The sequence below is a fragment of the Exiguobacterium sp. SH3S3 genome (genome assembly GCF_004337115.1).
Classification (GTDB): domain Bacteria; phylum Bacillota; class Bacilli; order Exiguobacteriales; family Exiguobacteriaceae; genus Exiguobacterium; species Exiguobacterium aurantiacum_A.
In genome coordinates this window covers 40,621-54,673 of sequence record NZ_SJUU01000010.1, presented here as the reverse complement: position 1 = coordinate 54,673, position 14,053 = coordinate 40,621, and the positions used below count along the sequence as shown (strand labels likewise).

The window sequence follows — 14,053 nt, the reverse complement described above, 5'->3', positions numbered from 1 at the left end:
TTTTTTCGTGAGTGCTTTGCACCTGAAAATACAAATAGGCGATTTATCGCACTTACATCCATTTTCATTCAGAAGGGGTGTACCGAATGTTCAAATTTAACGAGGAAAAGGGACAACTTAAATGCTCGTTTTGCGGGAAATCGCAAGAACAAGTCCGTAAACTAGTCGCCGGTCCTGGCGTATACATTTGTGACGAATGTATTGAACTTTGCAATGAAATCGTTGAGGAAGAGCTCGGTGTCGAAGAAGAAGTCGAATTCAAAGACATTCCAAAACCACAAGAGATCCGTAACGTCCTTGACGAGTATGTCATCGGCCAAGACCGGGCGAAACGTGCGCTTTCGGTAGCTGTCTATAACCACTATAAACGCATCAACGCCGGTGGCCGTTCTGATGATGTCGAACTTTCGAAGTCGAACATCGTCATGATCGGACCAACTGGTAGCGGTAAAACGCTTCTCGCTCAGACGATGGCTCGCGTCTTGAACGTCCCGTTCGCAATCGCGGATGCGACGAGCTTGACGGAAGCCGGTTACGTCGGGGAAGACGTCGAGAACATCTTGCTCAAGCTGATCCAATCGGCTGACTACGATGTCGAGAAGGCTGAAAAAGGGATTATCTATATCGATGAAATCGATAAGATTGCCCGCAAGTCGGAAAACCCATCGATCACGCGTGACGTGTCTGGTGAAGGGGTCCAACAAGCCTTGCTCAAGATTCTTGAAGGGACGACTGCGAGCGTACCGCCACAAGGTGGACGGAAGCATCCGCATCAAGAGTTTATCCAAATCGATACGACGAACATTCTCTTCATCGTCGGCGGCGCATTCGCCGGCATCGAAGCGGTCGTCAAACGCCGCATCGGGAAGAAAGTCATCGGTTTCGGGAACGAACAAGAAAATCGCGAGATGACGCAAGAAGACTTGCTCGCCCGCGCATTGCCGGAAGACCTTCAAAAATTCGGCTTGATCCCTGAATTTATCGGACGTCTACCGGTCATGGCGACGCTCATGACACTCGACGAGTCAGCGCTCGTCGAAATCTTGACGAAGCCGAAAAACGCGCTCGTCCGTCAGTACGTGAAGATGCTCGAACTCGACGATGTCGAACTCACGTTCACAGACGAGTCGTTGATTGAAATTGCCAAACTTGCGATCAAACGTAAGACAGGTGCACGTGGTCTCCGCTCGATTATCGAAGAAATGATGCTCGATGTGATGTTCACCGTCCCATCGCGTGACGATATCGAGAAAGTCATCATTACAGACGAAACGATTACGGGTCTTGCCGGTCCGAAATATGTTCTTCGTGATGGTACTGTCGAACAGACAGGGGACAACCAAGAAACAGCTTAAAGTTCTTAACGAAAAAGGCTCAAACACTCGGCACAACCGAGTTTTGGGCCTTTTTGCACAGGAGGCGTTGTAATGGAACAATTACCAATTCTTCCTTTGCGTGGAGTTGTCGTTTATCCGCTGATCGGGGTGACGATCGACGTCGGGCGACCGCTCTCATTACGAGCACTCCTTGCCGCAAAGGAACACGAGACAGACTTGATTGTCGTCACACAAAAAGAGACAGGCAAAGAATCACCTGAACCGGAAGACCTTTACGCGATCGGGACGCGGGTCCACATCGCCAAGATGAGCGAACTGTCGAACGATACGGTACGGGTCCGCCTCGTCGGGAAAGAACGCGTCAAAATCAACGCCGTCGAAGCGACGAAAGACGGCTGGTTTGCTGACGTCGACTCGCTCGAACTCGTTGAAGGGGAAGAAGTCGAGCGGACGGCACTCGTGCGGCTCTTGAAAGAACAGTTCGGCAAACTCGTCGGGACGATCAAAGGCTTGTCACCGGACGAGCGTCGTCGGTTTGAGATGTATGAGCGGCTCGAATCGCTCACTGACTACATCTCATCGAAACTCGATGTCGATGTCGACATTCGCCAAGCGATGCTTGAAGAACCAGACGCGGTCAAACGCGGGCTCGAACTGCTCGAGATCATGACGCACGAAGTCGAGATCATCGAGCTCGAACAAGAACTGCGTGAACGGACGAAGAAGACGATTGAACAAGCGCAAAAAGAGTACTACTTACGTGAACAGATGAAGACGATTCAACAAGAACTCGGGGACCAGTCGCAAGAGTCGGAACCGAACCGTCTCCTCGAGAAGCTCGAGGCGCTCGACTTGCCGGAAACGACACGGAAGAACGTCATGCGGGAAGCGGAGCGGTTGAATGTCGTCCCGGCGACGTCACCTGAGTACGCCGTCATTCGCAACTACCTCGATTGGATCGTCTCACTGCCGTGGGGAATTGAGACCGAAGATAAATTGGACGTCAAACATGCGGCCGGCGTCCTCGACGACGACCATTACGGGCTCGAGTCGGTCAAAGAGCGAATCCTCGAATACTTGGCGGTCCGTCAATTGACGAACTCGCTGCGTGGACCGATCCTTTGTCTCTCCGGACCTCCCGGGGTCGGGAAGACGTCGCTCGCCCGCTCGATCGCTTCGGCGCTCGAACGTAACTTCGTCCGCGTTTCGCTCGGCGGGGTGCGTGACGAGGCCGAGATTCGCGGTCACCGCCGGACGTATATCGGCGCGATGCCAGGCCGGATCATCCGTGGCTTGAAGCAAGCTGAAAGTAAGAACCCGGTGTTCTTGCTCGATGAGATCGACAAGATGGCGTCGGACTTCCGGGGTGACCCGGCTTCGGCCATGCTCGAAGTGCTCGACCCGGAACAGAACGTCTCGTTCTCGGACCATTACATCGAGGAGCCGTTCGACTTGTCGAACGTGCTGTTCATCGCGACGGCGAACGACGTCTCGCAAATTCCGGCCCCGCTCCTCGACCGGATGGAACTCATTCAAATCGGCGGCTACACGGAGCTCGAAAAAGTAGAGATCGCGAAACGCCACTTGATTCCGAAACAATATAAAGAACACGGCTTGAAAAAGAGCCAGCTCACGATTAAAGAAGACGCGCTCTATGAAGTCGTCCGCCGCTATACACGCGAGGCGGGCGTCCGCAACCTTGAGCGCGTCATCGGATCGCTTTGCCGGAAAGCGGCGAAACAGATTGCGATCGGCGAGAAGAAACGTGTCACCGTGTCACTTAAAGGCTTAAGCGACTACCTCGGGAAACCGAAGTATCGTTACGGTAAAGGCGAGACGGAAGACTCGATCGGAGCGGTCACGGGCCTCGCCTACACGGCGTTCGGTGGCGATACGCTCACGATCGAAGTCGCGCTCGCACCGGGCAAAGGCAAGCTGCAGTTGACGGGGAAACTCGGCGACGTCATGCAGGAGTCGGCACAGACGGCGTACAGTTACGTCCGCTCGAACGCGGAACGGTTCGGGATCGACCCGACGTTCTACGAGCGGCAAGACGTGCACATCCACGTCCCGGAAGGTGCCGTCCCGAAAGACGGGCCATCCGCCGGGATCACGATCGCGACGGCGCTCATCTCGGCCTTGACCGGGAAGAAAGTTCGGCGTGATATCGGGATGACCGGAGAGATCACGCTCCGCGGCCGTGTCCTGCCGATCGGCGGCTTGAAAGAAAAAGCGCTCGCCGCACATCGGGCCGGACTCACGACCATCATCATCCCGAAAGACAATGAACGTGACATCGATGACATTCAAGACACCGTCCGTGAAAAACTGACGTTCGTCCCGGTCACGATGCTCGATCAAGTATTAGAAGTAGCATTTGGAGGAAAACAATGAAAATCAATAAAGCAGAATTTATTACGAGTGCCGTGGCACCGGACCACTATCCGGTCCACGAGTTGCCAGAAGTCGCACTCGCCGGCCGTTCGAACGTCGGAAAATCGTCATTCATCAACAAGATCTGTCAGCGTAAAGCACTCGCCCGGACATCATCAAAACCGGGGAAGACGCAGACGCTGAACTTCTTCAACATCAATGACGAGATCATGTTCGTCGACGTCCCGGGCTACGGGTATGCCAAAGTTTCGAAGACCGAGCGTGAGAAGTGGGGCGTCATGATGGAGCAATACTTGACGTCGCAAAGCGCACTCAAAGGTGTCGTCCTCTTGGTCGATATCCGACACGAGCCGTCGGGTGATGACGTGACGATGTACAATTTCTTGAAACATTATGAGATTCCGGTTATCGTCGTCGCGACGAAACTCGATAAAATCAAGAAAGCGCAGCGCCAAAAACATGAGGCGGCTGTGAAACGGAAGCTTCAATTCGAATCGACTGACCGATTCGTCTCTTTCTCGGCCGAAACGGCGGAAGGAAAAGACGAAGCGTGGAAAGCCATCTACGATTTGTTGACGGACGACGAGGGATAACCCCCTCGTCTTTTTGTTTTTAGGGTTACGTGAACGGGCAAGTATCGTATAATTGTCATACTGTATAGCAATACATTAATGAACGAGGTGGAAAGATGCAGAAAATGTTTGAAAGCAAATGGTATCGCTTCTTATTTTGGACGTTGACGATTTTCTTAGTGATCTTGGTCGGGACAGAGATCTCATTCGTGTTCGAACCGATCCAAGTCATATTGGCGCTCGTCACGGTACCGCTTATTATTTCAGGACTTTTCTTTTATTTTCTCGTTGGAGTCGTCGATTATTTAGAACGACGGTCCGGGAAACGTGGCATGTCAGTCGCAATCACGCTAACATCGCTTATCCTGATCATCACGCTCGTTTTCAGTATTCTCGGGCCCGTGCTCGTCGAACAAGTGACCGATCTCGTCAACGCGATGCCGAGCATCGCCAAAGAGTTGCAGCAACAAGCGTTCTCAGTGCGTGACTCGCTCATGCAAAACGAGTTCCTGTCGCGCTTCATGGCGGAGAACGATGACATGTTCACCGATTTGACCAACAATGTCACCACATACCTCGGTGATATTTTTGGCAATATCGCTTCTTCATTCGGCCAAGTCATCGGATTCATTACATCAGCTGTCATCACGATCGTCGTCATTCCATTCATGTTGCTCTATATGCTGCTTGACGGAAAGCATTTGCCGGACTCGATCGTCAAGCTGCTCCCGTCGAGCTATGAGAAAGAGACACGTAAAATTTTGAATGACATGCATACGACCGTTAAAAACTACGTGCACGCCCAACTGATCGTCGCGTTCTTCGTTGGGATCACGTCGCTCATCGGTCTTTGGATCGTCGGTGTCGACTACGCCATCTTGCTCGCACTCTTCATGATGGTGACGAACATCATCCCGTACGTCGGACCGTTCCTCGGGGCGGCACCGGCCGTCGTCGTCGCCTTCATCCAAGATCCGATCAAAGTGCTCTGGGTCATCCTTGTCATCATCATCGTCCAACAGATCGAGGCGAACGTCATCTCGCCGCTCATTCAAGGGAAGACGCTCAAAGTGCATCCGCTCACGATCATCATCGTCTTGCTCGTGGCCGGTAACTTGGCTGGGATCATCGGGATGTTGATCGCGGTTCCGACGTATGCGGTGGCGAAAGTCGTCGTCAAAAACATCGTCCGCATCTATAAATTGAAGGAGCGACAACATTACCTCGAGTCGGAAGAAGAAGACAAGCCGGAAAGTACGATTATCACAGATTCATCGTCACTAAAATGACGAAACAAGTAGAAATGGCCAATTTGACCGTTTCTACTTTTTTTCGTCACAAAAAGTTCTTAAATTATTTCACGAAAATCGAACAGAAGATTATAGTTCCTAAATAAAAATTGTTATAATGTACGATAGAGACGTAAAAAAAGACAACCGCCACTGTGATTTTAGATGAGGGGAAGAGGTACATGCATATTGTCGTCGTTGGACTAAATAACAAGACAGCCCCTGTCGCGATTCGGGAGCAGTTCTCGTTTGGGGAGCAAGAAATCGTGGACGCGATGATTGCGCTCCGCGAAGAGAAAAGCATTTTTGAATCGGTTATTTTGTCGACCTGTAACCGTACCGAGCTATACGTCGTCACAGACCAGCTCCATACGGGTCGTTATTATACAAAACGTTTTTTAGCGAACTGGTTTGATTTAGAGATGGATCAGTTCACACCATACTTGTCGATCCGTGAAGGCGAGGAAGCGATTCGTCACTTGTTCCGTGTCACGTCGGGTCTCGACTCGATGATCATCGGGGAAACGCAGATTTTAGGACAAGTCAAGTCAAGCTTCTTCCGCGCCCAAGAGAACGGGACGACGGGGACGGTGTTTAATAAATTGTTCAAAGAAGCCGTGACGCTCGCCAAACGGGCCCATACTGACACGCAAATTGGGGAAATGTCGGTATCGGTCAGCTCGGCTGCGGTCGCGCTCGCGCAAGAGATGTACACGCGCCTCGATGACAAACAAGTCGTCGTCGTCGGTGCAGGTGAGACGGGTGAGCTGACAACGCTCAACTTGTTCGAAGCCGGCGCCAAACAAATTGCCGTCTTCAACCGGACTGAAAGTAAAGCGAAAGCGGTCGCTGCCAAGTTCAAAGGCCGGGCCCACTCGATCCGCGAGATTGCCTGTGGACTGCTCGATGCCGATATTTTGATCAGCTCGACCGGCGCCAAAGAAGCCGTTATCGCGTATGATGACGTTGCCGCAGCGCAATTGCTACGTCGGGAACGACCACTTCTTCTCATTGACATTGCCGTGCCGCGAGATATCGATCCAGCGGTCCGGTCGCTTCCGGGCGTCCATTTGTTTGATGTCGATGACTTGAACGGGATCGTCAATAAAAACTTGGCAGCCCGTCTCGTCGAGGCAGAAAAGATTGAAGTGAAGATTGATGAGGCGATCCAAGAGTTCCAAGCATGGCTCGTCACGCTCGGTGTCGTGCCGATCATGAACGAGTTGCGCTCACGTGCGCTCACCGTCCAAGAAGAGACGATGGAAAGTCTTGAGCGCAAGCTCGACCATCTGTCGGACCGGGACAAGAAAGTCATCGGCAAGCACATGAAGTCGATCATCAATCAGATGCTTCGTGAACCGATCGACTACATTAAAGACGCGGCCGCTCAACCGGACGCGAACACGCGCATCGCCCAGTTCGTCGAAGCGTTCGCCCTAGACGTCGACGTTCCGGCTGCGGATACAGAACCGGAAGAGCTAGAAGCGATGGCGGCTAAAGCACCACTTCGCGCATTGATGCGCTAATACAAACCAAAAAGGCGGCGGATCTCGTCGCCTTTTTCTATGAAGGGGACTAAACATTATGCGTAAAATTATCGTCGGCTCACGCCGCTCGCAACTCGCGATGACACAGACGAAATGGGTCATCGAACAATTGAAGCAAGCCGGGGCCCAGAACGAGTTCGAGATCAAAGAAATCGTGACGAAAGGTGACCAAATCGTCGACGTCCAACTGTCGAAAGTCGGTGGGAAAGGCTTGTTCGTCAAAGAAATCCAACAGCAGATGCTCGCCGGTGACATCGATTTCGCCGTCCACAGCATGAAAGACGTGCCGGCCGAACTGCCGGAAGACCTCTTTATCAGCTGTATGCCAAAACGTGTCGACGCGCGTGACGTCTTGATTTGCGAGAACGGCTATACGCTCGAGACGTTGCCGCAAGGCGCGGTCATCGGGACGAGCTCGCTCCGTCGTGGTGCACAGATGCTCGCGGCCCGTCCGGACTTCGAGATCCAATGGATTCGTGGCAACATCGATACGCGCTTGAAAAAACTCGATACCGAGAACTTCAACGCCATCTTGCTCGCGAAAGCGGGACTTGAACGTATGGGTTGGACCGACCGCGTCAAGTTCGAAGCGCTCGACGCCGACATGATGGTACCGGCCGTCGGACAAGGTGTACTCGCGATCGAGAGCCGGAAAGACGACGCCGAAGTGACGCAGATTTTACAGCTCCTTCACGATGACGTGACGGCGAAAGCTGCCACAGCGGAGCGGACGTTCTTGAAGGCGATCGAAGGCAGCTGCCACGTACCGGTTGGCGGTTACGCGACGGTCGACGGGGACACGGTCACGCTCACCGGCTTGATCGCCTCGGTCGACGGCAAAGACGTGCTCCGTGTGACGAAAACGTCAACGGACGAAGTCGCGCTCGGTCAAGACGTCGCTGACGACTTGCTCGGACGCGGCGGACGCGAGATCCTCGCCTCGGTCAATGTGTGACGTCTGGTACACAGGGACAAAACGACTGACCGCTTCGCAACGGGCCTTGCTCGACGCGAGCGGTCTTTCCGTTCATCACGTCCCGATGATCGAGACACGCTTGACCGGGCATCCGATGCCTACGGTTCAGTTCGACTGGCTCGTCGTCACGAGTCAAACGGCCGTCCCGGCGCTCTATGCCGTGTCGCGTGACGTCCGTGTCGCCGCCGTCGGCGAGAAGACCCGGGACGCGCTCGAGGCAGAAGGATTCACCGTTTCGCTCATGCCGGAGACGTATACAGGCGAGGCGTTGTTCCGCGAGTTGGCGAACGTCGTTGGTGAGGACGATGTCGTCTTGTTCGCCCGTGGAGATTTGGCGAATACCGAGCATATGCGACAATTGCCGCATGTGTACGACTGGGTCGTCTATGAGACGGTCGAGAAAGCACTCACGGCCGATCAAGCGGCCGCGCTCGAACACGTCGAGGCGCTGCTCGTGCTCAGTCCGTCCGCCGTCCACGCGCTCACGCCTTACCTCGAGCGGTTCCACGGGACGTGGTACGCCATCGGCGAAGTGACCGAGCAGGCCGTCCGAGAAGTTTCGACGTTACCGGTCCGAGTGCCTGAGTGTTATACTATGGATGCATTAATACAGTGTGTAGGGGGAGATTTTTCATGAACCAATTCGACCGTCACCGTCGTCTGCGCTCGTCGAAGTCGATGCGTGCACTCGTACGTGAAAACCATGTTCGGAAAGAAGATTTAATTTATCCGCTCTTCGTCGTCGAAGGGACAAATATTAAACGCGAAGTCAGCTCGATGCCTGGCGTCTTCAACTTCTCGCTCGACCGTCTCGAAGACGAGATCCGTGAGCTCGTCGACCTCGGGCTCGAGTCCGTCCTCTTGTTCGGCGTACCAGAGCATAAAGACCCGGAAGGCACGGAAGCGTACCACGATCACGGCATCGTCCAAGAAGCGATCCGCAAAGTGAAAGAGTGGGCACCACAGCTCACGGTCATCGCCGACACGTGCCTCTGTGAATATACGTCGACGGGCCACTGTGGCATCGTGAAGAACGGTGACGTCGATAACGACGCGTCACTACCGCTTCACGTCCAGACGGCGATCACGCAAGCGCAAGCGGGCGCAGACATCATCGCGCCGAGCTCGATGATGGACGGCTTTGTCGCCGCCATCCGCGAAGGGCTCGACCAAAACGGTTACAGCCACATCCCGATCATGAGCTACGGCGTCAAATACGCATCGGCGTACTACGGACCGTTCCGTGACGCGGCGCAGTCGGCGCCTGGTGAAGGCGACCGCAAAGGCTATCAGATGGACCCGGCCAACCGCCGCGAGGCGTTCCGGGAATCACAGTCGGACGTCGAGCAAGGTGCCGACTTCATGATCGTCAAACCGGCGCTCGCGTTCATGGACATCATCCGCGACATGCGCGACTCGCTCGATATGCCGATCGTGGCGTATAACGTGAGCGGGGAGTATGCGATGATTAAAGCGGCGTCGATGAACGACTGGATCGATGAACAACGTATCGTCATGGAGACGATGGTCGGTTTCAAACGGGCCGGTGCCGATTTGATCGTCACGTATTTCGCAAAAGACGTCTGTCGCTATTTGGAAGGAGAATTCGCATGACATACAAGCAAACTCGCTCAGAAGCAGCGTTCAAACAAGCACTCCCACTCATGCCGGGCGGGGTCAACAGCCCGGTCCGTGCCTATAAATCGGTCGGGATGACGCCGATCTTCGCCGAACGCGGTGAAGGTTCACGCGTCTACGACATCGACGGCAACGAGTACATCGACTACGTCCTCTCATGGGGACCACTCATTCTCGGTCACCGCGACCCGGTCGTCATGAAAGCGATCCAAGATCAGGCTGAAAAAGGCTGGACGTTCGGGACACCGACGGAGCTCGAGACGAAGATGGCCGAGCTCGTCATCGACCGCGTCCCATCGATCGAGATGGTCCGCATGGTCAACTCCGGTACGGAAGCGACGATGGCGGCTCTCCGCCTCGCACGCGGCTATACAGGCAAGACGAAGATCTTGAAGTTTGAAGGCTGCTACCACGGCCACGGGGACTCGCTCCTCATCAAGGCCGGATCAGGTGTCGCGACACTCGGTCTCCCGGACTCACCGGGCGTCCCGAAAGACTTGGCGAGCCACACGCTCACCGTCCCATACAACGACCTCGACGCGCTTCGCATCGCGTTCGAGAAGCACGGCGACGACATCGCCGGCGTCATCGTCGAGCCGGCTGCCGGCAACATGGGCTTCGTCCCGCCGCAGCCAGGATTCCTCGAAGGACTGCGTGAGATCACGGAACAAAACGGTGCGCTCCTCATCTTTGACGAGGTCATGACCGGCTTCCGCGTCGGTTACAATTGCGCCCAAGGTTACTTCGGCGTGACGCCTGATCTTACGTGCCTCGGCAAAGTCATCGGCGGTGGCCTTCCGGTCGGCGCATACGGCGGCAAACGGGAGATTATGGAACACATCGCACCGCAAGGGCCGATCTACCAAGCAGGGACGCTTTCAGGCAACCCGCTCGCGATGATCGCCGGCTACACGACGCTGTCGCAACTCAAGCCTGAGCACTACGAGGAGTTCGAGCGCAAAGCCGACCGTCTCGCGGCTGGCTTCACGGCAGCGGCCGAGAAATATAACATCCCGCACGACACGAACCGGGCCGGCTCGATGTTCGGCTTCTTCTTCACGAACGAGAAAGTGACGAACTTCGAGAAGGCGAAAACGTCGAACCTCGACATGTTCCGCTCGTACTATCAGAAGATGGCGGCGCGTGGCGTGTTCTTGCCACCGTCACAGTTTGAAGGTTTGTTCTTGTCGACTGTGCATACGGACGAGGATATCGACGCGACGCTCGCCGCGGTCGATGCGACGTTCAAAGAGCTGCAACAAGAGTTTTCACTGTAATCTTGACTGAAACGTCTTCAATCGCTACAATTGTTTAACAGATACGTTTAAAAGCTATGATGAGGAATAGTACGCAACAACACTCCTTTCTAGAGACGCGGCCGCTTGGTGCAAGGTCGCGAGGGAAGTGTGCGGAAGTCGCCTCGGAGCTGACCTTGTGAATCAAGTAGGAAGGTCCGGTCCATCGACCGTTATTCGATTTTGAGGGCGCCACGTGTTGGCGAACTAAGGTGGTACCGCGGAAGATACGGCTTCTTTCGTCCTTAGCGTTAAGGACGAGAGTAGCCGTTTTTTGTGTAGACAGATAGAGGAGGATTGGCACAATGACCAACGAAACAAACGAAATCAGCATGCCGACGAAGTACGACCCGAGTGCGACGGAAGCGAAATGGTACGACTATTGGATGGAGAACAACGTGTTCAAGGCAGACGAGGACGACTCGAAACAGCCTTACACGATCGTCATCCCGCCACCGAACGTCACAGGGAAACTTCACCTCGGACACGCGTGGGATACGACGCTCCAAGATCTACTCACGCGCTTGAAGCGGATGCAAGGCTATGACGTCCTCTGGCTCCCAGGGATGGACCACGCCGGTATCGCGACACAGGCAAAAGTTGAACAGAAGCTCCGTGAGGACGGCATCATGCGTTACGACCTCGGACGCGAGAAGTTCCTCGAGAAGACGTGGGAATGGAAAGACGAGTACGCCGACACAATCCGGGCCCAGTGGTCAAAACTCGGCCTCGGCCTCGACTACTCGCGTGAACGGTTCACACTCGACGCGGGACTGTCAAAAGCGGTCCAGGAAGTCTTCGTCCGCTTGTATGAAAAAGGCTTGATCTACCGCGGCGAATATATCGTCAACTGGGACCCGGCACAAAAGACGGCCGTCTCCGACATCGAAGTCATCTATCAGGAAGTCGAAGGCGCGTTCTATCATATGAAATATCCGCTCGCTGACGGCTCAGGCCACATCGAGATCGCGACAACACGCCCAGAGACGATGCTCGGTGATACGGCCGTCGCCGTCAACCCGAAAGACGAGCGCTACGCGCACCTCGTCGGTAAGACGATCATGCTCCCGGTCATGAACCGTGAGATCCCGATCGTCGCGGACGATTACGTCGACGTCGAGTTCGGTACCGGTTGCGTGAAGATCACGCCGGCGCACGACCCGAACGACTTTGAGATCGGGAACCGTCACGAGCTTCCACGTATCCTCGTCATGGACGAGTCGGGGACGATGAACGAGAACGCGGGCAAGTACGAAGGGCTCGACCGCTTCGACTGCCGCAAGCAGCTCGTCAAAGACTTAGAAGCAGACGGCACGCTCGTCAAAATCGAGCCGCACACGCACTCGGTCGGTCACTCGGAACGTTCAGGCGCGGTCATCGAGCCTTACTTGTCGAAGCAATGGTTCGTCGATATGGAGCCACTCGCGAAAGCGGCGCTCGCAGCGCAAGGCAACGACGAGACGAAAGTCAACTTCGTCCCAGAGCGGTTCGAAGGCACGTACCTCCGCTGGATGGAAAACATCCGCGACTGGTGCATCAGCCGTCAACTTTGGTGGGGCCACCGCATCCCGGCTTGGTACCATAACGAGACAGGCGAAGTGTATGTAGGCAAAGAAGCGCCGGCTGACAGCGAGAACTGGCATCAAGACGAAGACGTGCTCGACACGTGGTTCTCGTCAGCGCTCTGGCCGTTCTCGACGATGGGCTGGCCGGACACGGATTCAGCAGACTTCAAACGCTACTTCCCGACGAGCGCGCTCGTCACGGGTTACGACATCATCTTCTTCTGGGTATCGCGGATGATCTTCCAATCGCTCGAATTCACGGGCAAGCAGCCGTTCAACGACGTGCTCATCCACGGTCTGATCCGTGACTCTGAAGGCCGTAAGATGTCGAAATCGCTCGGTAACGGCGTCGACCCGATGGAAGTCATCGACCAGTACGGTGCCGATTCGCTCCGCTGGTTCCTGCTCACGGGCTCGACACCAGGGAACGACCTGCGCTTCTACTGGGAGAAGATCGAATCGACATGGAACTTCGCGAACAAGATTTGGAACGCGAGCCGCTTCGCCCTCATGAACATGGATGGGATGAAGTTTGAAGACATCGACCTCTCAGGTGAGAAGACGCTCGCCGACAAGTGGATCCTCACGCGCTTGAACGATACGGTCGACCAAGTGACGCGCCTCGTCGACAAGTACGAGTTCGGTGAAGCTGGTCGTTACTTGTACAACTTCATCTGGGAAGAGTTCTGTAACTGGTACATCGAGATGGCGAAACTCACGCTCTACGGTGAGGACGAAGCGGCGAAAGCGACGACACGTTCGGTGCTCGCGCATACGCTCGATTCGATCATGCGTCTCATGCATCCGTTCATGCCGTTCTTGACAGAGGAAATTTGGCAGCACTTGCCGCACGAAGGCGACTCGATCGTCCGTGCGAGCTATCCGACGCGTCGTGACGACCTCCACTATGCGGAGTCGGTACCGGCGTTCGAAGCGGTCATGAACGTCATCCGTTCGGTTCGTAACATCCGTTCGGAAGTGAACGCACCGATGTCGAAACCAATCCAATTGTTCATCGCGACGAGTGACGACACGACACAAGGCTACTTGAGCGAGAACGAAGCGACGATCGGCAAGTTCACGAACGCGACCGAGCTCGAAATCGGTCGTGGCTTGACGGCGCCTGACAAATCGATGTCAGCGATCATGACGGGCGCGGAACTATTCATCCCGCTCGCCGACCTCATCAACTTCGAAGAAGAGATCGCCCGTCTTGAAAAAGAAGTGACGAAGTACGAGAAAGAAGTCGAACGCGTGCAGAAGAAACTCGGTAACCCAGGTTTCACCGGCAAAGCACCGGCTCACGTCATCGACGAAGAGAAAGCGAAAGAGAAAGACTACCTCGACAAGCGTGACGCCGTGCGCGCGCGTCTTGAAGAGTTACGCAAGTAAGACATCAACCTTCTTTGGAGAATTTGTTCTCCGAGGAAGGTTTTTTTG

10 protein-coding genes and 1 other annotated feature are annotated in these 14,053 nt (G+C 54.8%); all 10 genes read left to right on the top strand.

All coding sequences use genetic code 11. The annotated features are described in order from the left end of the window. Positions 1–86 precede the first annotated feature (86 nt). The 10 genes from clpX to EVJ28_RS10330 all read left to right on the top strand — a co-directional run bounded on the left by clpX (position 87) and on the right by EVJ28_RS10330 (position 14,005). Positions 87–1,355 carry an ATP-dependent protease ATP-binding subunit ClpX gene (clpX, locus tag EVJ28_RS10375; protein WP_016508522.1) on the top strand — a complete coding sequence of 423 codons (1,269 nt, stop codon included), beginning with the start codon at positions 87–89 and terminating at the stop codon, positions 1,353–1,355. A 72-nt stretch (positions 1,356–1,427) separates the two neighbouring features. Then, positions 1,428–3,731, top strand: a complete 2,304-nt coding sequence (gene lon, locus EVJ28_RS10370) for an endopeptidase La (RefSeq protein ID WP_131457400.1) — start codon at positions 1,428–1,430, stop codon at positions 3,729–3,731. Continuing rightward, on the top strand, positions 3,728–4,324 hold the full coding sequence (yihA, locus tag EVJ28_RS10365; protein ID WP_071399358.1) for a ribosome biogenesis GTP-binding protein YihA/YsxC: 597 nt from the start codon (positions 3,728–3,730) through the stop codon (positions 4,322–4,324). Before lon ends, yihA begins: the two co-directional genes overlap by 4 nt. Positions 4,325–4,419: 95 nt before the next feature. Further along, positions 4,420–5,592 carry an AI-2E family transporter gene (locus EVJ28_RS10360; RefSeq protein WP_236634131.1) on the top strand — a complete coding sequence of 391 codons (1,173 nt, stop codon included), beginning with the start codon at positions 4,420–4,422 and terminating at the stop codon, positions 5,590–5,592. A 182-nt stretch (positions 5,593–5,774) separates the two neighbouring features. Further along, positions 5,775–7,118: a glutamyl-tRNA reductase gene (gene hemA, locus EVJ28_RS10355; RefSeq protein WP_131469252.1), complete on the top strand. Its 1,344-nt coding sequence runs from the start codon at positions 5,775–5,777 to the stop codon at positions 7,116–7,118. A 58-nt stretch (positions 7,119–7,176) separates the two neighbouring features. Beyond that, on the top strand, positions 7,177–8,094 hold the full coding sequence (gene hemC / locus EVJ28_RS10350; RefSeq protein ID WP_131440976.1) for a hydroxymethylbilane synthase: 918 nt from the start codon (positions 7,177–7,179) through the stop codon (positions 8,092–8,094). Beyond that, the gene (locus EVJ28_RS10345; protein ID WP_131469250.1) at positions 8,087–8,752 is read left to right on the top strand and encodes a uroporphyrinogen-III synthase; all 666 of its coding nucleotides are present in this window, start codon (positions 8,087–8,089) and stop codon (positions 8,750–8,752) included. The genes hemC and EVJ28_RS10345 overlap by 8 nt, the downstream gene beginning before the upstream one ends. After that, positions 8,749–9,729: a porphobilinogen synthase gene (gene hemB, locus EVJ28_RS10340; RefSeq protein ID WP_131440973.1), complete on the top strand. Its 981-nt coding sequence runs from the start codon at positions 8,749–8,751 to the stop codon at positions 9,727–9,729. The genes EVJ28_RS10345 and hemB overlap by 4 nt, the downstream gene beginning before the upstream one ends. After that, positions 9,726–11,030, top strand: coding sequence for a glutamate-1-semialdehyde 2,1-aminomutase (hemL, locus tag EVJ28_RS10335; RefSeq protein WP_070327715.1), 1,305 nt, complete (start codon positions 9,726–9,728; stop codon positions 11,028–11,030). The genes hemB and hemL overlap by 4 nt, the downstream gene beginning before the upstream one ends. 47 nt (positions 11,031–11,077) lie before the next feature. Then, positions 11,078–11,298 (top strand) — a binding site (T-box leader). 55 nt (positions 11,299–11,353) lie between these two features. Next, positions 11,354–14,005, top strand: a complete 2,652-nt coding sequence (locus EVJ28_RS10330; protein WP_131488855.1) for a valine--tRNA ligase — start codon at positions 11,354–11,356, stop codon at positions 14,003–14,005. Positions 14,006–14,053: the final 48 nt, after the last annotated feature.

Bases quoted from the DNA above. Each gene is read 5' to 3' on its own strand.
- EVJ28_RS10345 (WP_131469250.1), top strand. From the start codon at position 8,087: ATGTGTGACGTCTGGTACACAGGGACAAAACGACTGACCGCTTCGCAA.
- hemB (WP_131440973.1), top strand. From the start codon at position 8,749: ATGAACCAATTCGACCGTCACCGTCGTCTGCGCTCGTCGAAGTCGATG.
- hemC (WP_131440976.1), top strand. From the start codon at position 7,177: ATGCGTAAAATTATCGTCGGCTCACGCCGCTCGCAACTCGCGATGACA.
- hemA (WP_131469252.1), top strand. From the start codon at position 5,775: ATGCATATTGTCGTCGTTGGACTAAATAACAAGACAGCCCCTGTCGCG.
- EVJ28_RS10360 (WP_236634131.1), top strand. From the start codon at position 4,420: ATGCAGAAAATGTTTGAAAGCAAATGGTATCGCTTCTTATTTTGGACG.
- clpX (WP_016508522.1), top strand. From the start codon at position 87: ATGTTCAAATTTAACGAGGAAAAGGGACAACTTAAATGCTCGTTTTGC.
- EVJ28_RS10330 (WP_131488855.1), top strand. From the start codon at position 11,354: ATGACCAACGAAACAAACGAAATCAGCATGCCGACGAAGTACGACCCG.
- yihA (WP_071399358.1), top strand. From the start codon at position 3,728: ATGAAAATCAATAAAGCAGAATTTATTACGAGTGCCGTGGCACCGGAC.
- lon (WP_131457400.1), top strand. From the start codon at position 1,428: ATGGAACAATTACCAATTCTTCCTTTGCGTGGAGTTGTCGTTTATCCG.
- hemL (WP_070327715.1), top strand. From the start codon at position 9,726: ATGACATACAAGCAAACTCGCTCAGAAGCAGCGTTCAAACAAGCACTC.